Here is a 25351-nt window from a genome sequence, read left to right on the forward strand (position 1 = left end):
AATAAAATAAAAAGCTGGTTCCTTATCGGAGCCAGCTTTTTTGTATGATTAATTGGTTGCCAGTAATTTAGCATTAGCTTCTGCATCAAACAGGGTGCTTTTCCCACCCTCGATAATAATCGCTGACTTTGCTTTCACGGATTGACCATCCGCAGCGACAGCATCCTTGTCAGAGAAATTGACAATCACCTTTAAATGATCACCATACTGCGCGCTTTGCACCAATCGGTCATCAGAGAGGACCGAGAAATTAGTCATCTCCTGTGTAACAGCCTTGCTGTGGAAAGCGGACCATATCTTCAGAAAACCCGTAATGCTTGCTTGCTGCTTGTCCCAAGCTTCTGAATCTAGATGGTACAATGGGGGAGCGTTATACAGCAGCTCATACAGCATTCGCTCTGCCTCTGCACCTTTGATTTTGTAGCTTCCCCATTCCCAATGATTGGTTGTAATGATGGAATCATTGTAGACCAGCTTGTATAGAGGAAGAGAGTAGGTGGGGTCTAGGTACACTTTATCGTACAACGGTTTAATTGGCACCGCTTTGCTATAACGTTCCGGAACACCTGTCATGGCATAATAATCGCCAACATAATAGGAGCTGTCTTTATTTTTGCGCATATCGGGGTCTCCCCAGGCAATAATGGGGCTTTCTATCCCTTGGGCATAGGCGATTACGCTGCTTGCATAATCATTGCCGCCTTCGGATCCAACGACCATCTGTTTATCCTTCGCAAAATAACTAAGACGCTGGAGTCGTGCCTTCAAATCCTCCGCTTGAGTGGTGGTATGGCTTTGTGAGTAATCGTCGAAAATCTCGCCTGTAGCATCACAGTCTACAAACCACGAATTGAATGCAATTCCTTCCTGCAGGATGCTGTCGGCTCTCTGCTTAACGCTTGGCATTGCGAGTGTGGGGTTCAGCTTGCGCCCACGGTTTAGAAAACCAGCAACTTTCAAACCGTCCTTACGGTTAATAGTAGCTTGATCATACAAGGTTGAATCCGCGAAGGAAGCGGTATTCCAGGACGGATCTGGATTCTCCTGAATGGAATGGTAAGAATCGTACGGTGCGATGAGGTAACCGTCTTTCACCGCTTCATCAACCATCTCTGGATTTATTAAGCCGTCTGCCCAATTGGAGAGACCAATCCATGCTTTATCAATACCAGCTTCATGCATGTCTTGGATCAGCCCAGTTGAACCGGTTTGGCCCCAGCTTTTCAGATCAGTGGCAGCATCACCTAAAGCATCTTTTAGAAGAAGCTTATTTAATTCGTACAACTTTTGTTCACTGAGGCTGGACACACCTTCTTGAATAAGGGCAGTCGCCTCTTTTCCTGGATCAGGGAACATGTCAACCGAGTAGAAATCCTTCATTTTGACAGCCTGATTAATCGCGTTTAAAATAACCTTCTTCTGATACTTATCCAGATAATCCTGTTTTGAAATCTGCTCAAGCGTATCGGTAAGCTCGCTGCTGCCGTCGGCTGTTTCATCCATAAGATGCTTGAGCCATATACCAAATTTACCGGCCAGCACAGTCCTTATATTTGGCCAATTCACGTTCTCTTCAGTCAGAATAGATGGGCTCCACAAATAGATTTGTGGTGCTCCATACAGCTTTTGAATATTAGGGTTTTCCAAAGCTTTTTCTTCTAAAGTAACGAAGTTACCACTTTCAATGACGTAATTTTTGTAGGGCTGAACGACTTGTTGAGGGTCATTGCCCGTTACATACAGGCGGAAGCCATAACTTTTGTCTGGATTAATCGATGGGAAATCGTGAGTGAACTGCATTTGTACAGACGGTTCCGTATCGAAATGGACCTCGTCGTTATATTTGTTGGTGACCAGATAAACCATGGAGAATGACTTATGGTTCAAGGCAAAGAAATCCATCGAGAAGGATTCGCTGAATGTATAGCTCTGATCCTTTAGAGATGTTCTCCAATCCTTGTCATCTGCCGGGATCTGCTTTCCTTCTCCCAGCGGAAGCATGTAGCTGTCAGCCTGTACAACTGGCCATTGGAACGAATCAGCTCCTATAGATTCCAGCTTAATATCAAGGTAATTATTTTTCTTGGCAATCGTAACCTTCATCTGCCCCGGGTAAGTCCAGGACACAGAATCATCGCTCTTAACCAGGTTGCTCACTTTGGCCTTCGGCAGAGGCAGTGATGCTTGTTCTCGTACACCATCTTTGATAATAGTGAGTGCGAAGGTTTCTGGATCTACCTCGAACTCAAATGGTTCACCTGCCGGTATTACGGCATCTTTGACGGGTATAACATCGGCTCCTGTCTCATTGGGCGGTATAGAATTGTTTCCACTATTCGTACACCCTGATAATAAAGCGGCAAGCAGAGTAGATGTGACCATCCACGTGAATTTTGGTTTCATACTTTTATTCCTCCATCTCAAAATTTGAAATCGAGGTTATTGTAAGGGATGAATGTTACAGCAATGTGCCAAATTCAAATAGAGATGGAGATAATGAAGATATCCATTAATAAGTTAGGTTCGTCACATTGGTGTAACCTTTTTTTTATATAGTAGAATCATGAATGTCATTTCGTAAAATTTAAGCAGAAAGGTTGAAGTCTATGAATGTGCTGCTTGCAGAAGACGAACCGCTGATGCTGCAGATTTTAAGCAGTTATTTTATGAAAGACGGATTTAACGTACTGACAGCTGGGGATGGAGAACAGGCACTGGAGATGTTCTATGAGCATCAGATTGATATAGCTATATTGGATTGGATGATGCCAAAACTTAATGGGGTAGAGGTATGCAAGGAAATCAAAAAAGTCAGCAGAACCAAAGTGCTGCTTCTTACTGCCAAGGGTGATCCGGAGGATGAGCTGTATGCTTTAAACGCAGGAGCAGATGAGTATGTTAGAAAGCCATTTGATCCAAGAGTACTGCTTGTTCGAGCACGTAAGCTGCTGAATTGGGCTGCACAGGTGCGAGTTGGGGATTTACTGGTGGATATGGATGCGCAGAAAATGTACCGTGACGGTAAGGATCTTCAAGCTACATCCAAGGAATTTCAACTTATGAAATATTTGATTCAAAATAAAGGACAGATTGTAACCCGTAAAATGCTGCTGGATCAGGTCTGGGGATTTGATTATTTCGGAGATGAGCGGACGGTGGATACCCATATTCGCAGGCTAAGAGAGAAAATAGGTGAGCATTGGATCCGCACTTACCGAGGAATGGGTTATTGTCTCGAGGATTATACCAATGAGTAAACTGTCCTATAAGTTAATTACACAGATAACATTGTCGCTGTGCTTGGTGTTTATCATCACTTTTGCGATGAATACTTATTTTCTGCCAAAGTATTTCTTATATCAGAAGAAAGAAAAATTGGCAGCGCTGACTTCTGAGTTATCAGCGCTTCCGGTTGGCGCGCTGAACGTTCAGATCCCTGAGATGGAGCAGCGTGATCACGTTACAATCGCGTATACCTCTATGTCACAAGGGATAAATGATCTGAATGACCAAATGATGTTTCAGTTCGACCGGAAAGGAATTACTTTAAGCAAGTTTTGGTTAACTGAGGAAAATCTTAATTTACTAAGAGAAGGTAAGCGGGTAAATAAGCTTTTTGATCAAGCTAAATTAAAGTCCAGCTTTCTGGTTAATTTTTTGCCGTCAGGTGGGAATGTGCTTGCTGTTGGAGAATCGATATCCTATTCAACCGAAACCATTGGCATCATAAATCGGTTTAATCTATATATTTGGTCAGGTATGTTGCTGTTATTGATTCTTCTGTCGGCCTTGTACACGACAAGGATCGTGAAACCACTGGCCAAGCTGAATGAAACAGCCAAATCGATCGCCGAATTATCCTTCATTCATGCAAATATCCGTACAGGAGATGAGATTGAGTCTCTTGCCGACAGCATCAATAAGATGAGTGATAAATTGAAAGCATCTCAGCAATCGCTGGAAGTAAGAAATGCGAATTTGCGAACCTTTATTGCCGATGTATCACATGAGCTGAAGACACCTCTGTCTCTGATCAGGGCTTACGCTGCTGGAATACAGGATGGACTGGATGATGGCACATTTGCGGAAGTGATTAAGCGTCAATCGGAAGAGATGGGTAGTATGATTAATCAGTTGTTAGAGCTGTCTAAGCTGCAGACGGAATCGTATGAGCTGGAACCAACCGAGTTCCACCAGCTTCTAAACTCAACTATAGAGGACTATCATATTGTTTTTGGTCAGAGGAACCTGAAGTTAATCGTGGAAGACGAGCTCCCTCCTGAGGTTTGGGTCATGGCAGATCACCGCAAGCTTGAATCCGTGCTTCGTAATTTATTGACAAATGCGATGAAATATACGGAAGGTAATTGGATTGCTGTATCTGCAAAAGTGGGATCAAATGCTGTTCATTTTCGGATTGCAAACGAAGCGGATACAAGCGATAAAGCTAAATGGGAACGGGTGTGGGAACCCTTTTTCGTTATGGAAGAATCCCGCAGTAAACAGCTAAGCGGGACAGGACTAGGACTATCCATTACTGACACTATTCTGCAGAAACATCACGCGTACTACGGACATGAGGCAGGGGAAGGTAGAGTGGAATTTTATTTTTCCATTGATCTCATTAAGAGATGAAAATACCGACGTCTTTTACCCAAATTGTACGAGAATTAGTGTATACTTTGTAAAAGAAATAAATTATTGGAGGAATAACGGAATGGCTAAAACAAAAGTCCCAAAACGACCTACTCGCGATGAGTTTGTATTAGAGGAGATAGGGAACCAACTTTCTGAAGCCTTCCATGAAGGATCTACAATCGTTCTGACGATTTGGGGCCGAGAAGAGCCCGTTCAAGGCATCATTAATCATATGGATTCCCGTACAGGTAAAGTTCATGTCGAGACTGCTGCAGGAACTGATAAAGTTCCTTTCATGGATATTATGAAAGTTGATTACCCTAGGTATTGATGTGAAAGTCGCTTCTAAAAGCGGCTTTTTTCTTTGTTAACCTATAATGCAGCAGGAGGGATACCATGAGAATCAAAGCCATCTTCTTCGACCTGTTTGAAACACTTATCTCAGAATTTGAGAATGGCAGCAGGAAAGCACCGCGTTCTACATTATTGGAAGAACAGCTGCAGGTGGATGCCAAAAGGTATAGAGAGGAATGGAATTCTCGGCAAGAAAAAAGAATGGATGGCACCTACACAGATTTCCCTTCCGTTGTAAAAGAAATACTAGATGTACTCGATCATCGTGTTGATGATGAAATCATTGAGACCTTACATAAAGAGCGCATAACAGCAAAAGCAATCCCGTTTAGCAATATAGATAAGAACATCATTCTTATGCTCGAAGAGCTAAAGCAGCTTGGCCTGAAAGTTTGCCTTATAAGTAACTGTACGCCAGAAGAAGTAACCGCATGGCATACCTCAGAGCTGGCCAAATACTTCGATGATGCTTTGTTCTCCTACGAAGTTAAACTTGCTAAACCAAACCCACAAATTTATCACCTTGCGTGCGACAGATTGGGAGTTTCTCCTGAAGAATCGTTATTCGTTGGAGATGGTGGTTCCAATGAGCTTAATGGTGCTACTAACGTTGGCATGAATGCGTATCATGCTACATGGTTTATACCGCCGTATATCAGTGAGCGAATATCAGATTATCCAAAGCTGACGAAACCAGCTGAATTGATTAATTTAACCCGTAAGTTGGCGCTTTGACAAGTAGATATCCTCGTATCTTCATCTCATCTTTACATCACCTGAATAAAATCTTCATCTACCCGCTATAAAATGAAGATGTAGATCGAATTATCGATACTTTTTGTTTCGGCTTGATGATTTGATACACTGATTTCAGAACAACATGAAATGGGAGCATCGGGATGAAAACGATATTAATCGTTGAAGATGAGGAAATATTACGCGAAATCAGCAAGGATTATTTCTTAAGCGAAGGCTATAAGGTTATTGAGGCTGCCAATGGGAAGGCGGCCCTTTTACTATTTCAAGAGCATGAAGTGGACCTGATTGTGCTTGATATTATGCTGCCGGAGCTTGATGGCTGGTCGGTGTGCCGCCGAATCCGTAAAATATCAGACGTCCCAATCATTATGCTGACGGCACGCAGCGATGAAGAGGATACACTGCTTGGATTTGAGCTAGGTGCTAACGATTACGTAGCGAAGCCATATAGTCCGCCAGTGCTTCTTGCAAGAGCAAAGCGTCTCCTTGAGAGCCGCAGCGGGAGCGGGAAGGCGAAGCCTTCGGAGGATTCATTAATCATAAATGGGATCAAGGTTCATTTTCCATCGCGGACCGTTACGATTGATGGAACAATGGTTAACCTCACACATACGGAATTCGAGATTCTTGCCTACCTCATGGAGAATCAAGGGATTGTCATTACACGAGAGCAGATGATTACGAAAATATGGGGCTATGAGTATGCAGGAGACGATCGCACTATAAATACACATATGCGTAATCTACGAACAAAGCTTGGAGATAAAGCCTCGATGGTTGTCACCGTTGTTAGGACAGGTTATAAGTTCGAGGCACATACATGAAGATCTCCATTGTAGTAAAGCTGTTCCTGCTAACAACAGCATTGTGCATGCTCATCTTAGCGGTGATCTATATCGGTCAGACGTTTTTTTTCAAAGAGTACTATGCGAACCGGAAAGTAAGCGACTTACAAGCAAAGATTGAAGCTTTCAAGACAGCTTACATGAATACGGATGGCAATTCGCTGACTATAGAAAGGTTAGAGCAAGATTTCTATCGGAATAACAATACAACGATTACGACTCTGGATCATGATGGAAATCTTAAGACTGCGAATGACTTTTACCTGGAATTTAAGCTGCTTAAGCCTGTAACGGACGAGGATAAGCAGGAGCGAATTCGAGTTCCTCTGTATCACCTGATGAGTATAGAGGAAGCAAGTTCAGAACAAGCGTTGATTAAGGCTGCCGATGAAATTTTTTTCACGGGTATTAGGAACAAGTCCATGCTTATTCCAATCGAGCTGTATCAACAGTCGGGGAATATCTTGTATTCCAATGAGCTGCTCATGCATCAAGTTTATGGTCGCAAGGAGGAGAAGCTTAGTGATAAATCAAAAAAGGAAATGGCTTCCTCTAGTCAGTCGTCCATTATAACTTTACTTGGAAAGATCACAGATATCCAGCTTCCGAATGGCGGAGGATCATCGGATTTTATTTACTCCAATGAGCTATTTCTTGAACAGATCAACATTTTTCAAGTAAAGCTCTTGTTTAATGAGATTCCATTAACCGACTCACTTGTGATTCAGGATTACGAGGAAAATAACGTAAAGTACAAGCTGTTCATCCAGCCAGTTCATTATGATAATGGGACAACCAATTACATTTTCGCCATGGCATCGCTGCAGCCGGTAGATGAAGCCGTACAAATGGTGAAGGACTATTACGTCTATATTGTATTGTTTGTCATTGTACTCATTCTGATCGCGTCCCTGTACTACTCCATGAAGATCGCAAGGCCTCTTCTGAAAATAAATCAAACGACGAAGAAAATCGCAAATCTTGATTTCTCAGAGACCATTCCTGTTCGTTCCAGAGACGAAATCGGTGACTTGTCGCTTAATATCAACCAATTATCGGCGACATTGCATTCTTACATCGGTCAGTTAAGGGAAGATATCGAGCGGGAAAAGCAGCTTGAAAATACGAGGAAAGAGTTCATCTCTGGCGTATCCCATGAGTTAAAAACACCACTCAGCGTAATGAAGAGCTGTATCTCGATTCTGAAGGACGGCGTGGCTGCGCATAAGAAGGACCATTACTTCGAGGCGATGGAGAAAGAAGTCGACAGGATGGACCATCTCATCGTGGATATGCTGGAGCTCGCGAAATACGAATCCGGAACCTATAAAATGCAGATGGACGAATTCTTCATCGACAAGTCGATCGAATTGATCTGCGCTCAGTTAGCACCTGAATTATCAGCTAAACAGTTACAGTTACGAACCCAGCTTATTCCTACTCAAGTCATAGCGAATCAACATCGAATCGAACAAGTGATCACGAATTTCATGACCAATGCGATTCGATATACGCCAGAGAACCAGGAAATCATCGTATCAACAACAGAGGAAGCGGGACAAATCATCGTTTGTGTGGAAAACAAAGGAGCACGGATCGATAAAGATCAGCTGGATAAAGTCTGGGATCGCTTCTATCGTGGAGATATGGCCAGGCAGCGATCTGATGGTGGAACGGGACTGGGACTTGCTATCTCCAAAAATATACTGGAGCTGCACGGCGCTGAATACGGTGCAGCTAATGCGAAGGATGGCGTTGCGTTTTACTTTTGCTTGAAGAAGAAAAGCTAATCTATGACTCTGGTCATCAGCACCCGTGTAGAAGGTGAACTCCACCTTTTCCATGGGTGTGGTGATCAATCTTTATCCTATCTTTATTTCGGCTCCATTCCGTCTTTATGGGCGGTCATTATGATGTACCTATGAAAACAACAGCCAAATACTTAGTAGTCGCAACTGTCGGAGCTATTTTATCATCTATCATTCTTCATACCCATTCGGAAGGAGCAACAAAAACAAGGAATCAACCATCTAAAACAATCGAAATCGACGAAGAATTGAAGCTTCCTCTAGAAGGAAAAACAATCGTTCTTGATCCAGGCCATGGGGGCAAAGATGTAGGTTCAACAGGTAGTCAAGGGACTTATGAGAAGGACGTGACGCTGCTTACAGCGCTAAACATAAGCAGTAAATTGGTTGAGCAAGGAGCAAACGTGGTCATGACGAGAGCTGACGACACCTTTATCTCTCTGGAGGACAGAACAGAGTTGGCGCAAATCGAGGATGCGGATTTGTTCCTTAGTATACATTTTGATGCTTTTGAGTGCAGTGATGTTCACGGAATGACGACCTACTACAACAAATCGCAGGATCAAGATCTGGCACAGTCTATACATGACGAGCTGTTTAAGTTGGATACGGAAATAAAGGATAGAGGTGTGATGTTTGGAGATTACCATGTGATCCGTGAAAACACACAGCCTGCGATTTTGCTAGAACTCGGGTACATTTCGAATGCAAACGAAGAAAAGAGAATGCAAAGCGAGTCGTTCCAAGAACAAATATCAACCAATATTGTCAACGGTGTTATCAATGGTCTTGGTTAGCTTGAGAATGGAGGGAGCTGCCGTGATTCGTAAAATGATGCGTCGACACCGTTTAGCAGATGCTGTCCGAGGCCAGCGTAAGAAATATTGGTTATGAGACGACGATTCAGAAGATAATCGCCGAAGAAGTGGAAGCATTTTTCGCAGGGCAGAAGTCTGCTGATAATGTTGCCAAATTGATTCAGAATCGAGTAATGACGTATTTGAATGAGTAGGGTCAAACAAATTCTTGTTTTTTCAAAGAACAGGAAATTGTTATAAATGGAGTTAGTCACCTGCAAGTTGGCACTTTGACAAGAGTGCCCTTCTTGCGGGTTTTGCGTTGTCCGTAAATGGTGATATTGTTAATACAAGGAATGTGATGATTCACTGTGTCACTGAAATGTCATTGTGACGTCAGTACAAAATAGTGTTAATCATCCACCTTTTGAGTTACGATACAGATTGAAGTGAATTCCGAACACCGATGGCAGGAGTCATCGCAAACGGAGGGGACAAGACTTGGAAAATTTTGCATGCTTATATATCATTCGAGGCGAACCCTACCGAACGGGCACCTGTGTGAATCTAACCGCGGATGAAACGCAGATTGGAAGACAATCCAATCAGTTGACTCCGGATCTAGCCTTTACGAATCCATTTATCTCAAGGCAGCATGTTGTTATTCGCAAAGAACAGGACAAAGCGGTCTTGTATGATCTGTGCAGCCGCCATGGAACAGAAATTAACGGAATACGGGTAACGCCGCACACTCCATATATCTTGAACAATTTTGACATCATCAGACTCGCCAACGGGATGAGCGTTATTCACTTTTCCTATATGTTCGCCGATCAGACTCTTGAGATAGAACCGCTCAGCATCACGATGCAGCTCAATGTTTCAGACCTTCTGCCTACGATTCATTGGGAAAAACGAGAATGTGTGGTTGAAGGCAAGCGGATACCGATGTCTGAGAAAGAGTATTTGCTGCTTCGAATCCTGAACGAGAGTTTAAACAAACTCGTTCCACTTGAAGATATTAAATCTCAAGTATGGCCGGAACGTCCTGCAGGAGAAGAAGGTATCCCGGACGTTACTCTTGATGAAATTAACACGCTCATCTACCGGGTGCGGAAAAAATTCGGCAAAGATACCTTCCTTATTAGCGCAGTGCGCGGCAGTGGTTATATGCTGGAATCAGAATTTAATTCGCTATAACGAAAGTGGGGATCACCTCATGAAATATATTCAAGCAGAGTACTCAGGACCGTTAAACGGAACGGTGCAAATACCAGGTGCGAAGAACAGCTCTTTGGCGCTGCTCGCCGCTGCTTGCCTGGCCGACGATATTGTAACACTCGAGGGCATTCCTCGTATTGATGATGTTCGAATCATTGCAGAGATTTGCCAGGATATCGGCATGGAGATGAAGATGGAAGGCGGATCGGTTACCATTGATCCTCGCTGGATACATACTGCCGTCATTGATCCGGGAAAGGCCTCGAGCTATCGTGCGTCTTATTATTTTGCTGGTGCACTGTTGTCGAAGTTCGGGAGTGTGACGATTGGTATGCCGGGTGGAGACAATTTTGTCTCACGTCCTATTGACCAGCATATCAAGGCGTTTCAAGCGCTTGGAGCGCAGGTTCAAATTTTCGAGGACTATTATGTAGTAGTAGCTTCTGAGCTTAATGGTGCGGAGATTTATTTCGATACGATTACTTCGGGAGCGACGATCAATGCCATGCTGGCAGCTGTGCGTGCCAAAGGGCGGACGCTGCTGTGCAATGCAGCTGTTGATCCAGAAGTTGTCGATACGGCAAATTTCTTGAATCGGCTTGGGGCTAGAATCTATGGGGCAGGAACGGACCGGATTCGCATTGAAGGTGTCTCTTATTTGAACGGTGGAACACATACGGTGATTCCGGACCGTCTTATTGCTGGGGCTTTTCTGATGTCGGCAGGGATCAACGGTGGTCAGGTCACCGTTATGGATGTCATTCCTGAGCATTTGGGCTCTTGCCTATACAAGCTGCAAGAAATAGGAATTCATATCGAAACCGGTGAAAATCATATTACTGCTTACGGTTCGGGGACTTTAAGGGCTACACGGATTCGTACAGGCATGTATCCAGGTTTTGCGACCGACTTGCAGCAGCCTATGACTGCTCTGCTCCTGCAGGCAAAAGGCAAAAGTATTGTGACTGAACGAGTGTATCCGAAGAGATTCGCCCATGTACCGCAGCTGCGGCGGCTTGGTGCAGAGATAGAACTACGGAAAGAAAGTGCCTTTATCCGAGGAGGACTTCCACTGCAGGGTGGTTGGGTCCATGCAACGGATGTACGTGCAGGTACCAGCTTGCTTTTAGCCGGTTTAGCAGCAGAAGGGAACACATGTATTACAGGAATCGAGCATATTGAGCGTGGATATGAGGACGTTATAGGCAACTTCCGATCCATCGGTGCTAAGCTCTCTATCCGGGAGCTGGATAGTCAGGAGATGCCTGATATGATTAATCTGCAAGGCTAAAATAGTTAGTAGGGCATTCGGTTAATGGCATATTAACTGAATGCTCTTTTTTTGTTTACGTAATTAACATTATGTAAACTAATTAGGATAAATATTGCCATAGGCATCTAATTAAGCTGTAGGAATAAAATTTAGAATGAAGTGGAAGAAGAAAATGAAGAGGTGAATAGATGCCCTATTTTACATACCCCTATATTGGCTTGAAGCAGCAGTGTACCAGTGTCCCGACTGTTTTCCCTCCGGCAGCACCAAGAACAGCGGCCTGGGTTGGAAGATTTGATGAATCCTCGTCCACTTTCAGAGAACCCTAATTATCAAGGAAGCGAGAAGTACGAAGGTGTCGAGCAGGTTAAAGTTGCTTAAGAGACGAATAGGGGGAAACTTGATTGACGATGTACCAATAATTTGCTAATATTTGAAGATAAAGAACGTATGTTCTTGTTTGCTGGATCCAAGTGGAAGCGATAGGGTATGAATTCTGGACTATACAACAGAACAATGTTATGTTACGATGACATACGAAGCTTACAGTTATTGAAAGTTTAGATCGTTACGAATCTCGAAGGTGAACGTTAACTTGTTCTTCGGGCTTTGTGGCGGTTTTTTTCGGGTGAGATGCTCGGAAACCTGATTTGGCTAAACTCTCAATCTGCAGGATCGAGGTTGTTATTAGAAGCACTGAGAGTAGGGAAATGGTGTTTCGTAACATTGTTTCGAGACGTATGCAGTGTTTACTGTCAGCTTCAAAGGGTAACTTACTAATACTTATGTTAATGAAGAAAGGTTGCGTGCAAATTGATCGCAAATAAGAAAAGCAACGTTGGACTAGTCATCGCAGGTCTGTTGCTAAGCATTCTGATGGCCTCGATGGACAACACCATTGTCGCTACAGCAATGGGCAATATTGTCGCAGAACTTGGCGGCATGGACAAATTTGTGTGGGTCACATCCGCCTACATGGTAGCGGAAATGGCAGGCATGCCGATTTTTGGCAAGTTGTCCGATATGTATGGTCGTAAGAGGTTCTTCCTCTTTGGTATCATCATGTTCATGGCTGGTTCAGTACTGTGCGGAACGGCTGGATCGATAACGGAACTAGCTATGTTCCGTGCTGTTCAAGGGATCGGGGCAGGCGCCATGATGCCAGTAGCGTTCACCATTATGTTTGATGCTGTCCCACTGGAGAGCAGAGGCAAGATGGGCGGTATGTTCGGGGCAGTCTTCGGCATGTCCTCTATTTTTGGTCCGTTGCTCGGAGCCTATATTACAGACAATTTCGCTTGGGAATGGGTATTCTACATTAATCTCCCGCTTGGCGTCATAGCTCTTTGTATGATTGGTTTCTTCTATAAGGAATCAATGGAACACTCCAAGCAGCCAATCGATTGGTATGGCGCGGTGACCTTAATCGGAGCAATCGTCTGTCTCATGTTTGCTCTTGAGCTTGGCGGTAAGACTTATGCATGGGATTCGGTACAAATTCTTGGGATGTTCGCGGGCTTTGTTGTCTTGCTTATCACATTCCTGTTCGTGGAAACAAAGGTCAAGGAGCCAATCATCTCTTATGCTTTATTTAAGAATCGGCTATACTCCACCAGTATTCTAAGTGCATTGTTCAGTGGTGCGGCGTTTATTGTTGCTTCCGTATTCATTCCAATCTTCATTCAAGGTGTGCTAGGTGGCTCGGCGACCAATTCCGGCCTCGTGCTGCTGCCGATGATGTTAGGTACGGTAGTTACGGCTACTTCAGGCGGGTTCTTGATGACAAAGATTCCTTACCGGAACATCATGGTTGCGACGTTTATCATCCTTGTCATTGGATCAATACTGACTACAACTCTTACGGCTGAATCATCCAGATTAGTTGTCACAATTTATATGATCCTGATCGGACTTGGTATCGGAGCATCCTTCTCCGTACTTGGAAACACAGCTATCCATGGTCTGCCCGCAAGGCAGCGTGGTACCGCAAGTTCGACACTTAACTTCATTCGGTCGCTAGGTATGACGATTGGTATTACGATCTATGGCATTGTACAAAGTAATCTCTTCTCCAGTAAATTAACCGATGCCTTTATCGCAAGCGGTCAAACTGCGCCTGAAGGCGGTATGGAATTCAAAGACCCACGTGAGATACTCACTCCAGAGGCAAGGGAGCAAATCCCGGCTGATGTATTAGATAAGATTATTCATTCGTTGTCCGATTCAATAGTTGGCACTTTCGCATGGGCCGTTATTCCTGCGGTTCTTGCTCTGTTTGTTTCGTTCTTCATGGGCCGAAGCAAGCTTGACCCAACTACTGAGATGGAAGAGCAAGGCTTCAGCGGACACTAATAGCTAAAAGTTTTGAGAAATGCAGCCGTTTGAACGGCTGCATTTTTTTGCGTAAAAGCATGGTGAATGAAAAGGAATGGCTTATTTTCCCAAATCAAAGTAAAATGGTACATATTAATTGGAGGAGGCGGGATGACATATGTATGAATACATTTTTGTTGAAACCTCATTAGGTGGTGTTTGGTCTAGACCAGAGCATCAGGAAACTATTCAACAGTATGCCGCTGAAGGCTGGCGATTCGTACAAGTAGTACCACTAAATTATGATGGACACGGGAAACCGGGCTCGTTTGAAATTGTTTTCGAAAGACCAATTAAGGTGGAATAGTGGAGTATGGAGTAGAGGAGGATCAAGTTGAAAGCGATACTGCTTACGGTATTTTTCCTACTGGAACTAGCTGCGATTACTGTATTTGGCTTTTGGGGTTATCAGATTAATGCTGCACTTGCGGTTAAAATTATCCTAGCTGTAGGAGCACCGTTGGTTACCATTATTCTATGGGGGATGTTCCTCTCACCAAAAGCGTCGGTTCCAATCTTCTCCTATCCAGTAAGAACAGCCCTAAAGTTGTTCGTATTTATTGTGGCATCTGCTGCATTATGGGTAGTTGGACAATTTACGCTTGCGATTATCTTTTTACTGTTATCTCTTATTGTCATTGCATCGGTCTTCTTATTAAATTTACATGAAGTGAACAATGTAAATTAGGGAGCTGGTCAAAAAAAGCATAGGTTATATCACAAAGTTTTAATACATAGGAGGTTATTATTTATGGATGTGAGTACACCTGTTTCGGTTTTCTCGGCTTTTTCTATAATCATGATCGTCGTATATGGATTGTTTATTTTACTTGGGATATACGCCCTTTATCTATTTATTAAACTGATGATTCGAGGAATTGCGGCGCTGGATATTTATCTGGATGAGAAGAGAAACAGAATGTTGTAGACAGTATTATCAAGGAAGCTGCCGGTTAAATGCCGGCAGCTTCCTTACATTTTCAATGAATTCAGGCATTCTGTACGACTTGATCGATGATGCCGTACTCGAGTGCTTCCTGGGCAGAGAGGAAGTAGTCGCGATCCATATCCTTCTCGATTTTGTCGAGTGGCTGTCCGGTTCGATCAGCAGCAATTTGGTTCAGCCGTGACCGAGTATCCAGAATACGCTTGGCGCTGATTGCAATGTCACTCGCTTGTCCCTGCGCGCCACCATGTGGCTGGTGAATCATGATTTCGCTGCTTGGCAAAGCGAATCGTTTACCTTTAGCTCCGGACATCAGTAGGATAGCCGCGAACGAAGCAGCCATACCAACACAGATCGTATGAACTTCTGGCTTAATATACTGCATCGTGTCATAGATCGCGAACCCAGCTGTGGTCGAACCTCCAGGCGAATTGATATAGATGCTGATTTCTTTGTCAGGATCTTCGGCTGCAAGGAACAGTAATTGTGCGGTGATGCTATTCGCGACCTGATCATCAATGGCTGAACCGAGGAAAATGATTCGATCCTTCAGCAACCGGGAGTAAATGTCGTAAGAACGTTCCCCGCGATTTGATTGTTCAACGACATATGGAATGAAACTGCTCATGGAATCCCTCTTTTCTTTGCTTTATTGTGATGTGACTTACGATTTGTAAACGAGCGGAGGATCGGAAAAGATACGGTAAAAATATTTTTGAATACCGCGTATCTTTTTCTAGGTTTGATTCGTTTACGGTAATAAGGGTGAGTATAATGGTAAGTACCGGAGGTGCTTAAAATGGTGGAAGCGATTAATGAAAACGTGGAGATTAAACGGCTGCAAGGAGTGCTTGACCGTTATTGTCTATCATTAACGAAATCCCGCTGGGAAGCAGAGGACTTGGCACAGGAAACATGGCTGAAGGCATTAGATTCCCTGCAACCCTTGGAGCATATAAATCCAGAGGCATACTTAATGAGAATCGCGCGTAATTCGTGGATCGATCGAATGAGAAAACAATCCTCTAACGCCCGTATGGTGAAGGCTGTACAAGAATCCATGGAGTCTCAGGCTATGCCGGAGAACAGCCGAATCGGAACGGAAATAGTTATGCAGGCGATTATGACTTATCTTTCACCGCTTCAACGCACCGTTTTTCTGCTTAGGGACGTTTGCGGCTATTCATCAGCAGAGACAGCTATGAGGCTCGGTTTAACGGTAGGCGCAGTTAAAGCTGCCCTGCACCGGGCTCGCACAGCACTTCCGGCTGTGAGGAAAGCCATTGATGGTGCCACTTTGAAGGCCTCGAATGACGAAGGGCTGCGTGATGTCTTACGCTCGCTCGCTATTGCTTACGAAGTTGGCGATACTGAAGCCATGCTTGCACTTGTGCAGCATGGAGAGATGGAAGCGGCACCTGCAATTGCTGTGCTGCAAAGTAGAAGACTGCGTGCTTCCGGTACGGCCACTCGTCGCAGCAGCTCGTCACCGCTCATGAGTCTCGCGGCTTAATTATAGAAGGAACGAAAAAGGCAACCGGTATGTAAACCGATTGCCTTTTCTATGTTCAGATATTCTCAAGAGATTTCGTCATTAGAATATGTGGGATACCGTCCTCCATAAAAACTTCCGATGAAGTTTGATAGCCAAGTTTCAAATAAAAACCTTCAGCCTGGGTTTGTCCGTGTAATTTAACATTGGACACGCCCGTTTCTAAAGCGATATCCTCCAAAGCTTTGATGATTGTTTTACCTAGACCAAATTTCCGGTAAGGCTCTAAAATGCAAATACGCTCCAACTTACCTAGACCTTCATGTATTCGAAGTCGGCCAGTTCCTACTGGCTGCTCATTGTAATGTACAAGTACATGTTCACAACGTCCATCTAGTGTATCAAACTCATCTAGTTCCTCTTCAAGCGGTACTCCTTGTTCTTCTACAAAAACTTTTACCCGTATATCAAAGGCTGCCTTTAAATCCTCAGTCTTTGTGATTCTAGTTGTGTTCATTTATTCTCAGCCTTTCTGGATTTAGTGTAGGAATATATAATGAAATCAGGAACTATTTGAGTATATAGTAAACTTTAATTGTTGTAAATGCAACAAAAGACAAGCAGAGGACATATTGCAGAATGAAGGAGATCAGAAGGGGATCACTCCAATAAAATGGCCTTATCCGGATTTTCTCAAGAAGAATCGGAAGTCTTGTTTCAACTCCTTCAAAGAGGTAGACTATGCGATGACCAACTCTTAAAATGAGGCAGCCGATCAATTAATATCGGCTGCCTTTTCGCAGCTCATGGGTAATAGGAATCTCCTCATAACCACAAACAAATGGTATAATATTACAACCGTGGCGATGAAAACTGTGATGAGAGGGAGATACAGGTTATGGGAGACACTTTATCATCATCTGCGGATTATAAACGAGCCGTACCGGTTCTCCAGGGATCAGGTGTAAGCGGCGCATATGACGCTTGGGCTGTCGATTGCCCGTTTGTTTTCTACCATCGTGATAAATTTTATATGATGCATATCGGATTTGATGGTTTAGGCTATCGAACAGCATTAGCTACGAGCGAGGATTTACTTGAGTGGAAAAAAGAAGGCGTGATTCTGGATCGAGGAGAAAATCCTGCTCATTGGGATCACGTAGGCGCAGCGGGTTCGTGGATTCTGCTAGAAAATAATGATATTTACGAACTGCCTCGATTGAAGAAGGTAGATAATAAATACTGGATGATTTATCACTCGTATCCCGAATTCGGTTACGAAGCTGGCGGTGCCAAGATGGGACTCGCCTGGTGTGAGGACGAGAACCTTCTTGAATGGCATCGGCATAGTGATCCAATCTTTTCATATGAGAATGGCGGAAAGTGGGAGAAGGTCGGGTTATACAAATGCTGTTTCTTTGAATCGAATGGGCGATACTGGATGTTTTATAATGCTAAAGATAAGCCGGATTGGCCATGGAAGGAAGAGACCGGTGTTGCGGTATCGAACGATTTGATGAACTGGAAAAGGCTATCCGATGAACCTGTACTCGTTACGGAGGAGAACAGCTTTTACAGTCAGTATGTAAGTGATCCTTATATTCGGTTCGATAGCCGTACTAACGTCTGGGTGAACTTCGGATTTGGTTTCGACGGTAAACACGCGCAAGGCTTGCTCTCCGTATCTAGCGATCTCGTCAAATGGTCAACTATACACGATCCATGGATTGAGAGTGGTCAACAAGGGCAGCTGGATGAGACACATGCACACAAATCGAGTGTTCTGTACTGGAATGACCGTTTCTATCATTTCTACTGCGCTTGCAGGCCTTCAAAATCAGATGATCCAGCATCCAATTTAGAAGGAAATAGCGAATTCCGTTGTATTACTCTTGCGACTAGTGTACCTCTAGAGGTTTAAGGGAAGATAGAGATTGGATAAACATTGGAGGGAATCATGATTGATATTTCAAAACATTCCGTAAAAAATCCTTCGGGGATCAAAATGATAATTTGTATGACAGTAGTACTTATGTATTGGCTATATCGTCTCGTTGATTTATATCATGAAAAGGCAAGCATTGAGAGATTTTCATATCCAATAATTATATTGCTGTTGTATCTAATTCCAACGGTATTGATCTTGTATAGAACAACCAGGAAACCAACGGAGCTATCTATTGTTGATAACAAAATACTTGTAAAAGGACGTACAATTCATGCAGAAGAAATTAAGGTCATCATGATTATGGGATATTTCAGACCAACTATTGGGATAAAGCCTTATGGAAAGAAAGTTGTCCCGTTAAATTTGTGTTTCAGGTTTGCAGAGAATGAAGATAAGGGTAATGCGGATCTCGCAATTTGGGCAGAAACGAACAATGTGAAGATTGTCAATAAAGATTTTATGAGGTGGATATAAATAAGGTTACATAATAAATATTATGTTAACTAAACTGGATTACCAACGCAACTACAGTTAACAGTCATTTAAATGTGAGTGCGCTATCAGTGGAAAAAGGATGTTAAAGATCTTTTGTTTCCGTTACGATAATTAAGGGAAGCACAAATGAAATGCAATACACCTAAGAAGCCTCTGACAAAACAAATGTCAGGGGCTTCTTTTCTAAAGGAGAAAAGCTAGATGGGCTCACGAATGATGCATTACTGTATCACAACGGAGATAAACAAACATTTCTATCAATCTAAAGAAATCAGAATTCATTTAGGAGGACTTGCTCCTGATTTAACACATCCCATTTATGCACCGAAAGCTCTTACCCATTTTGTACAAGTCAGCGAGGATGGAAGGAAGCGAACCGATTACAATCTGTTTATCCAAAAGTATAAGGAGCATTTTGATGATTCCTTTTACATCGGTTATTTAAGCCATCTTGTTGCAGATTCCCTGTGGTATGACATGATTTATTTGAAACAAATAAAATGCCTTCCAGAAACCGAAAAACAAAGTGCGATCGAAAAAGGCTATCGTGATTTTAGACGATTAAACAAAATGCTGTTAACTTATCATCCGTTAAACCCAATAGGGGAGATACATCCAGTAGAGAACATCCATATTGAAGGCTTATATACAGAATATCTTCCAGTTATTGTGAAGCAGTTAAATGATGATTTTCAAGTTGAGCAGCCAACGGAACCACTAGAGATATATAACTTGGAAAATATGCTGTCCTATCTACGATTATCGATTTCAGAAACCATTAAATTGCTAAATCCAATTCTTAGGTAGTCTGAAAATCACAAAAGGTTACAAAATAAATATTATGTTAACTAATAAACAGATCCAACAGAAATAGGAGTTGGATCTGTTTTTATGCTATAATTAAGTGCGCAAAATCAGAGTTTTGTGCACTTTCCTTTGAAATCGATTTTTTTATACATAAGGTGGGGATTGAGTTGAAGCGCCAGCATGAATTAGAGGAACATTATGGAAAAATGACTCAGGCCTTTCGTATTTGGATGAAGCAAGCCGGCTATACAGATACAACTCAGAAGGAATATATGAGAGAGGCATATGGCTATTTGGAATCGCTGGAGGGAGCGGAGGTAGAGCAAGCCGCGAAAATGCATGTTATTTCGTTTCTTGTTTCCAAACAGCGCGGAGCAGGAGATCGGGCAAGGAATCGGACATTATCGGCGATTCGATCTTTCTATACAGCGCTGATTGATTTCGAGCTCGCCGTACGTAATCCAGCTATGGAAGTGAAGAAGTCGAAGACCGAGAAAAACAAGAAGCCGGTATATCTTGAAGAGGACGAGCTGGCGGCAAGTCTCGCTTTCATAGATGGGCGTTACCGAGCCCGCAATATCGCTATTTTCCTACTGATGAGTTATTGCGGTCTGCGGGTCGGCGAGGTACATCGGTTGAACCGGAGTGATTTCAATTCGGTTAGAGGGACAATCGAGGTGTTTGGTAAAGGGCGCAAATGGAATGAAATCCCTGTGCCTGAAGAGCTTGCGTCGGTGCTTACCGAAGTAGCTCAAGATCGTATTACCCCTTACAAGGAACAAGAGGATGCTTTATTTGTGTCGCAGAAAGGCAGAAGGTTATCGATCCGGCAAATTCAGAAAATCGCCAGCCAAACCTTTGAAGCATTCAAGAGTGAATATCCGAATGCCGCGAACAAGAAGCTTTCCTGCCATAAGCTGCGTCATACGTTTGCTACGATTTTGCTCAAAAACGGGGTCGATATCCGTGTCGTCAAGGAGCTGCTTGGTCATGCTTCTATCGAGACAACAATGATCTATACCCACGTTAATAACGAGCAGAAGAAGGAAGCGATGGCAACCATCCGACTTCCTATAAACATCTAGTCTTGGAGTTGTGGTGAACGCTTTGCCTGGTGCTGCCAGAAGGAAATCACATCTTTTGTATCAGCGGTCATCCCGAAATAAGTATCAATGGTCTTAATCGTCATATCATGCTCTTCCTGCGAAAATGCAGCACAGGAATCCTTTAAGAACACAATACGATAATCCATCATAAAACCGTCTCTAGCCGTTGATTCTACGCATAGATTAGTGCTCACACCAGTCATGACAAGGGTCTCAATCTTTAAGGTCTGAAGAACTGACTCCAGTCTTGTATGTATAAAACCACTATATCTATGTTTCTTGACAACAATATCGGTAGAGAGTGGGGCAACCTGGAAAAATTCTGCTCCCCAGCTTCCGGTATGACAAATAGGGTTGACGCCATCCTTAAAGCGAGATAGCCAAACTTCAGAATCGGTAGCCTTCTCATGATTGGTCTGTAGGAAGATAACAGGAATTTCATGCTCCCGAGCTGACTCTAACAAGGCTTGCAAATTCGGCATCATTTTATTGACAGCACTAACATCAATGCCGGTTTTGGCGATTGCACCTTCAGGATGGCAATAATCATTTTGAACGTCTACAACAATGACAGCCGTGTTCTTCTGGTCCAAATTCTGTTTCAACTTTTCCATGGTTTTTCACCCTCATGTTTTTGACACTTATTTTTCCATATTGAGAAATAATTATTACAAGAATTCAGAATAAATAATGGAATTTTAATAGTTTTATAATATAAAAAGCTGGTGAGCCTTTATATAGGGACACCAGCTTGCTTCATTGATAGTTAACAAAATATATGTTATGTAAACTAATTTAAATTTCCAGCCTTATGATGATGTGTAGGCTCATTCGGATTACAAGTATTTTTATTGTATAATTAGCGCTTAAAGGAGGTTTATATAGATGACATCACATACCTCTGACTCTGTTAAAATTCCGCAAGGGTTCTGGTCAGGTCTACGTGAATTAGGCTTTTCTGTTCAGGAAATTATGAGTCAAGCGCAACTGCCACTCCACATTATTGAAGACGCAGAAGGAGTAACTAACGAGCAATATTTCGCGATCTGGCAGGCATACTCTGATCTTGTAGGCGATATTACTCTTGCAATCATCAAGCTGTCAACTGCCTTTGATACAGCACATTATCCGCCATCGATGCTGGCGACTTATCATGCACGCGACTATCGTGATGCATTAAATCGGATGGTTCAATATAAACGATTATGTCCTCCTGAACATTTACTAATGACCGAGGAAGGAGATCGCTGCCTGATTGAATTGAACTGGCAGTATGCCAAGCAATCCGGTCCTGCGCTGCTTGTCGGGATCACGTTGGCTACACTTTTAGAGCTCGGTCGCCGGGGGACAGGTAAGCCATTAAATGCGAAGCATGTTGAATTTACTTATCCGATGGGAGATACCAAGTTGCTTGAAGCTTACTTTGGCTGCCCGATTCTGGTGGGTGCGGAATGTAACCGGTTGACGCTGCATCGATCGGATTTGGATCATTCATTTCTATCCTATAATGAAGAACTGCTTGAGATCCTAACCCCGGTACTGGAACGCACTTTAGAGGAACAGCAAAATAGTCCATCCATTATACAATCGGTCAAATGGATCTTAAGCCGCAGCCTTGCAGGTGGACATCCTGATATGAAATCAGTCGCCAGAAATTTGATGGTGAGCGAACGCACCTTGCAGCGCCGGCTTACGGACGAAGGGACGAGCTTTAAGCAGCTATTAACGGTGGTCAAGCATGAACGGGCATTAGAGTATTTGGCTGATCCTAAGCTTGAAATTAAAGAAGTAGCCTTTCTAACCGGATATGAGGATCAGAATTCTTTCTATCGAGCCTTCCGTTTATGGGAAGGAAGTACGCCTTCTGCTTGGCGTGTCAAACATATGAGTTCAGCTCATTCATTGGCGCGTTAGGCAAGAAGAATGTCGCTAGGGACTAGTTATCAAGTGCCAATAAAAAGGTAGTATAGTCTGTATCCCGAACTAACAATTAGCAGTAGAGGAGACAGAGGATATGGATATGAACTTAATGAATAAAACGGCACTTGTGACGGGTTCCACGAGAGGGATTGGCAAAGCTATCGCAATTGAGCTAGCTAGAGAAGGCGTTCATGTACTCATTAATGGGCGAAACGAGGAAGAGGTAGAACGAACCGTAGAGGAAATTAAAGCACTTTTCCCCGCCACTTCACCGCAGAAAGCGACAGCCGATATTGCAGATAAAAACCAAAGGGAAGCCTTATTTAAAAAATTCCCTCATGTAGATATTTTAGTGAACAATACTGGCATTTACGAGATTATGCAATATGAAGATGTGGATGATGAAGTGTGGGAGAGATACTTTAATACAAATGTACTCGCTGCGAATGCATTAAGTAAATTTTATCTTCCAGAAATGCTAAGCAGCGGTTATGGACGTATACTTTTCATTGCGAGCGAAGAAGCACTCATGCCATCGGGTCAGATGCCGCATTATGCAATGACCAAATCGATGCTGTTATCCTTGTCCAAAAGCTTATCTAAATTAACGATTGGTACGAACGTAACGGTCAATTCAATCCTGCCAGGACCAACACTATCCGAAAACGTCCATCAAATCATTGACAGCATTTACCCTGAAGCAAAATTAACCTTTGCGGAAAAAGAGAAAAAATTCATGACTACAAACCTGCCTCAATCCGAAATCCAGCGGTTTATCAGACCAAGCGAGATCGGCAGATTGGTTACGTTTGTCTGCAGTCCAGATGCTTCCGCGTTTAAAGGTTCTCCAATCCGTATGGACGGCGGAATGGTGCCAACGATTTTCTAACCTTCATAAAGTAATTGTAGGCGTAAGAATATGCTCATTATGAGTGGTTTCTGCGTCTTTTTTTATTATGAAATTTTGTCTTGCCTTAAAGTACACTTTAAGGCTTAGGATAGGGAAGTGGCCACAGATACTCTAAAAAGGAGAAGTTCTAGAACATGGCATTTTCTATAAAAGAAGCTTCAGAACGGATAGGTTGTCCGGCACATACTATCCGTTATTACGAGAAAGAAGGATTACTTCCTTACATCAAGAGAGATCAGCATGGGAATCGAGTGTTTGAGCAAGATCATTTAGACTGGATCAAGCTGATGACCTGTTTTCGAGCAACTGGCATGAAGATGTCATTATTGAAGCAAATGGTCAATCTCGCATTAGATGGAGATTCAACGATACCGCAAAGAAAATCCATTCTGAACCAGTACAAAGAAGAATTATTTAGACGCCAGTTAGAACTTGCGGAAGCCGTTGAAGCAGTAAATAACAAACTGACCATCTATGAGGGAATCGAAAAAGGAAGGATCAGTTCAGAGAGTAAAATGCTAAATCAGCTGGAATATTTACAGCAGAAATCGACCAATAGAGAGGGAATATAGATGAAAGCAAGAACATTAGGAAACAGTGATTTAGTCGTATCATCCATGGGGCTTGGGATAATGGGAATGTCTCCAGGCATGTATGGAGAAACCAATGATGAACAATCAATCAAGACCATTCATCGTGCTCTAGAGATAGGTGTGTCGTTGATTGATACTGCAGATGTATATGGAAATGGGCATAATGAGGAGCTTCTTGGCAAAGCACTTAAAGGACGCAGAGATCAGGCTGTTATAGCTACTAAGTTCTCATATACACCAAATTACGAGAGTATTAGTGGTCATCCCGATTACGTAAAAAAAGCTGTAGAAGAGAGCTTGCGTCGATTACAGATCGATTATATTGACCTTTACTATCAGCATCGAGTAGATCCAACGATTCCGATCGAGGAAACAGTTGGGGCTATGGCTGAGTTGGTTAAAGCAGGCAAGGTGCGTTTTCTTGGTCTATCAGAAGCATCAGCTTCCACGATTCGTCGTGCACATGCGATACATCCCATATCAGCCTTGGAAAGCGAATATTCACTTTGGAGTCGGGATATTGAAGACGAGATTCTCCCTACAGTTAAAGAGTTAGGGATTACCCATGTGGCTTACAGCCCGTTGAGTAGAGGATTTATTTCCGGTGAACTAAGGAAGTTTGAAGATTTGGGTCAGAATGATCTTCGAAGATATATGCCAAGATTCCAAGGGGGAAACTTTCATAAGAATATCGAAATTGTCGATAAAATTAAAGAAATTGCCACCGAGAAGGCATGTACGCCAGCTCAACTCGCCTTAGCATGGACGATTGCCAATCAAGCCTTGCCAATTCCGGGAACGAAACGTATAAACTATTTGGAGGAAAATGTGGCAGCCATAGAAGTTGAACTCACTCAAGAGGACTTGTTACGCATTGAACAGGTAAGTCCTAAAAATGTGATTCACGGCACACGGTATATGAAGGAACAGATGACGCTGCTTGATGGATAAAGTCTTTTACAATTACATTAGATGAAACATAAGAGTATGATATATGAATAAAAAAGCAGCAGCCATAGGGTGAGAAAATAAACCCTGGACTGCTGCTTTTTATTTGGTGTCTCAT

At 43.0% G+C, this 25351-nt stretch carries 25 protein-coding genes and 2 pseudogenes; 23 read left to right on the plus strand and 4 right to left on the minus strand.

Annotation, left to right across the window (positions count from 1 at the left end; all coding sequences use genetic code 11):
* Positions 1-48: 48 nt before the first annotated feature.
* The gene (locus FHS17_RS04650; RefSeq protein ID WP_167275381.1) at positions 49-2403 is read right to left on the minus strand and encodes a glycoside hydrolase; all 2355 of its coding nucleotides are present in this window, start codon (positions 2401-2403) and stop codon (positions 49-51) included.
* 203 nt (positions 2404-2606) lie between these two features.
* Between FHS17_RS04650 and FHS17_RS04655 the strand changes: the two genes are divergently transcribed.
* The 14 genes and pseudogenes from FHS17_RS04655 to FHS17_RS04715 all read left to right on the plus strand — a co-directional run bounded on the left by FHS17_RS04655 (position 2607) and on the right by FHS17_RS04715 (position 14996).
* A complete protein-coding gene (locus tag FHS17_RS04655; protein ID WP_167275386.1) occupies positions 2607-3257 on the plus strand; it encodes a response regulator transcription factor in 651 nt (216 codons plus the stop codon).
* The gene (locus FHS17_RS04660) at positions 3250-4635 is read left to right on the plus strand and encodes a sensor histidine kinase (protein WP_167275390.1); all 1386 of its coding nucleotides are present in this window, start codon (positions 3250-3252) and stop codon (positions 4633-4635) included. The genes FHS17_RS04655 and FHS17_RS04660 overlap by 8 nt, the downstream gene beginning before the upstream one ends.
* Positions 4636-4717: 82 nt before the next feature.
* A complete protein-coding gene (locus FHS17_RS04665; protein ID WP_167275394.1) occupies positions 4718-4969 on the plus strand; it encodes a YolD-like family protein in 252 nt (83 codons plus the stop codon).
* Between the two features lie 65 nt (positions 4970-5034).
* Entirely contained in the window at positions 5035-5727 is a 693-nt protein-coding gene (locus FHS17_RS04670; RefSeq protein WP_167275397.1) for an HAD family hydrolase, read from the plus strand.
* Positions 5728-5891: 164 nt separating this feature from the next.
* Positions 5892-6575, plus strand: a complete 684-nt coding sequence (locus FHS17_RS04675; RefSeq protein WP_167275400.1) for a response regulator transcription factor — start codon at positions 5892-5894, stop codon at positions 6573-6575.
* Positions 6572-8386, plus strand: a complete 1815-nt coding sequence (locus tag FHS17_RS04680; protein WP_167275404.1) for a sensor histidine kinase — start codon at positions 6572-6574, stop codon at positions 8384-8386. Before FHS17_RS04675 ends, FHS17_RS04680 begins: the two co-directional genes overlap by 4 nt.
* 131 nt (positions 8387-8517) lie before the next feature.
* A complete protein-coding gene (locus FHS17_RS04685; RefSeq protein WP_167275409.1) occupies positions 8518-9201 on the plus strand; it encodes an N-acetylmuramoyl-L-alanine amidase family protein in 684 nt (227 codons plus the stop codon).
* 501 nt (positions 9202-9702) lie between these two features.
* The gene (locus FHS17_RS04690) at positions 9703-10401 is read left to right on the plus strand and encodes an FHA domain-containing protein (RefSeq protein ID WP_167275413.1); all 699 of its coding nucleotides are present in this window, start codon (positions 9703-9705) and stop codon (positions 10399-10401) included.
* Positions 10402-10420: 19 nt separating this feature from the next.
* Positions 10421-11713, plus strand: a complete 1293-nt coding sequence (gene murA, locus FHS17_RS04695; protein WP_167275418.1) for a UDP-N-acetylglucosamine 1-carboxyvinyltransferase — start codon at positions 10421-10423, stop codon at positions 11711-11713.
* Between the two features lie 170 nt (positions 11714-11883).
* Positions 11884-12052, plus strand: a pseudogene (locus FHS17_RS30395) (NAD(P)-dependent oxidoreductase); the annotation flags it as partial.
* A gap of 456 nt (positions 12053-12508) precedes the next feature.
* Positions 12509-14047, plus strand: coding sequence for an MDR family MFS transporter (locus tag FHS17_RS04700; protein ID WP_208420210.1), 1539 nt, complete (start codon positions 12509-12511; stop codon positions 14045-14047).
* 139 nt (positions 14048-14186) lie between these two features.
* Positions 14187-14375, plus strand: coding sequence for a DUF4177 domain-containing protein (locus FHS17_RS04705; RefSeq protein WP_167275421.1), 189 nt, complete (start codon positions 14187-14189; stop codon positions 14373-14375).
* 27 nt (positions 14376-14402) lie between these two features.
* Positions 14403-14756, plus strand: a complete 354-nt coding sequence (locus FHS17_RS04710) for a YrdB family protein (RefSeq protein ID WP_208420211.1) — start codon at positions 14403-14405, stop codon at positions 14754-14756.
* A 63-nt stretch (positions 14757-14819) separates the two neighbouring features.
* Complete coding sequence (locus FHS17_RS04715) at positions 14820-14996, plus strand: hypothetical protein (RefSeq protein WP_167275426.1); 177 nt, start codon at positions 14820-14822, stop codon at positions 14994-14996.
* 61 nt (positions 14997-15057) lie between these two features.
* Here the strand turns inward: FHS17_RS04715 and clpP are convergent.
* Positions 15058-15645 (minus strand): annotated as a pseudogene (gene clpP / locus FHS17_RS04720) (ATP-dependent Clp endopeptidase proteolytic subunit ClpP); the annotation flags it as partial.
* A gap of 168 nt (positions 15646-15813) precedes the next feature.
* Between clpP and FHS17_RS04725 the strand changes: the two are divergent.
* Positions 15814-16527, plus strand: a complete 714-nt coding sequence (locus FHS17_RS04725; RefSeq protein ID WP_167275433.1) for an RNA polymerase sigma factor — start codon at positions 15814-15816, stop codon at positions 16525-16527.
* 55 nt (positions 16528-16582) lie between these two features.
* On the opposite strand, the gene FHS17_RS04730 is transcribed toward FHS17_RS04725, so the two are convergent.
* Complete coding sequence (locus FHS17_RS04730; protein ID WP_167275438.1) at positions 16583-17023, minus strand: GNAT family N-acetyltransferase; 441 nt, start codon at positions 17021-17023, stop codon at positions 16583-16585.
* Between the two features lie 381 nt (positions 17024-17404).
* Here FHS17_RS04730 and FHS17_RS04735 point away from each other — a divergent pair, with 381 nt between their 5' ends.
* The 4 genes from FHS17_RS04735 (at position 17405) to FHS17_RS04750 (ending at position 20841) form a co-directional block, all read left to right on the plus strand.
* Positions 17405-18427, plus strand: a complete 1023-nt coding sequence (locus tag FHS17_RS04735; protein ID WP_167275442.1) for a glycoside hydrolase family protein — start codon at positions 17405-17407, stop codon at positions 18425-18427.
* 36 nt (positions 18428-18463) lie between these two features.
* On the plus strand, positions 18464-18928 hold the full coding sequence (locus FHS17_RS30400) for a hypothetical protein (protein ID WP_243865170.1): 465 nt from the start codon (positions 18464-18466) through the stop codon (positions 18926-18928).
* A 222-nt stretch (positions 18929-19150) separates the two neighbouring features.
* Positions 19151-19756, plus strand: a complete 606-nt coding sequence (locus tag FHS17_RS04745) for a hypothetical protein (RefSeq protein ID WP_167275447.1) — start codon at positions 19151-19153, stop codon at positions 19754-19756.
* Between the two features lie 167 nt (positions 19757-19923).
* Positions 19924-20841, plus strand: coding sequence for a tyrosine-type recombinase/integrase (locus tag FHS17_RS04750; protein WP_167275451.1), 918 nt, complete (start codon positions 19924-19926; stop codon positions 20839-20841).
* On the opposite strand, the gene FHS17_RS04755 is transcribed toward FHS17_RS04750, so the two are convergent.
* A complete protein-coding gene (locus FHS17_RS04755) occupies positions 20838-21476 on the minus strand; it encodes a cysteine hydrolase family protein (protein WP_167275456.1) in 639 nt (212 codons plus the stop codon). The two genes, FHS17_RS04750 and FHS17_RS04755, sit on opposite strands and share 4 nt — an antisense overlap.
* Positions 21477-21747: 271 nt before the next feature.
* On the opposite strand from FHS17_RS04755, the gene FHS17_RS04760 reads away from it, so the two are divergent.
* The 4 genes from FHS17_RS04760 to FHS17_RS04775 all read left to right on the plus strand — a co-directional run bounded on the left by FHS17_RS04760 (position 21748) and on the right by FHS17_RS04775 (position 25236).
* Positions 21748-22776 (plus strand): AraC family transcriptional regulator, encoded by a 1029-nt coding sequence (locus FHS17_RS04760; RefSeq protein WP_167275461.1) that lies wholly within the window; start codon positions 21748-21750, stop codon positions 22774-22776.
* A 100-nt stretch (positions 22777-22876) separates the two neighbouring features.
* Positions 22877-23671, plus strand: a complete 795-nt coding sequence (locus FHS17_RS04765) for an SDR family NAD(P)-dependent oxidoreductase (RefSeq protein WP_167275466.1) — start codon at positions 22877-22879, stop codon at positions 23669-23671.
* A 155-nt stretch (positions 23672-23826) separates the two neighbouring features.
* Positions 23827-24264 carry a MerR family transcriptional regulator gene (locus FHS17_RS04770; RefSeq protein ID WP_167275469.1) on the plus strand — a complete coding sequence of 146 codons (438 nt, stop codon included), beginning with the start codon at positions 23827-23829 and terminating at the stop codon, positions 24262-24264.
* Positions 24265-25236, plus strand: a complete 972-nt coding sequence (locus tag FHS17_RS04775) for an aldo/keto reductase (protein WP_167275474.1) — start codon at positions 24265-24267, stop codon at positions 25234-25236.
* Positions 25237-25351: the final 115 nt, after the last annotated feature.

The organism is Paenibacillus lupini (assembly GCF_011761355.1).
In the GTDB taxonomy this organism is placed as follows: domain Bacteria; phylum Bacillota; class Bacilli; order Paenibacillales; family Paenibacillaceae; genus Pristimantibacillus; species Pristimantibacillus lupini.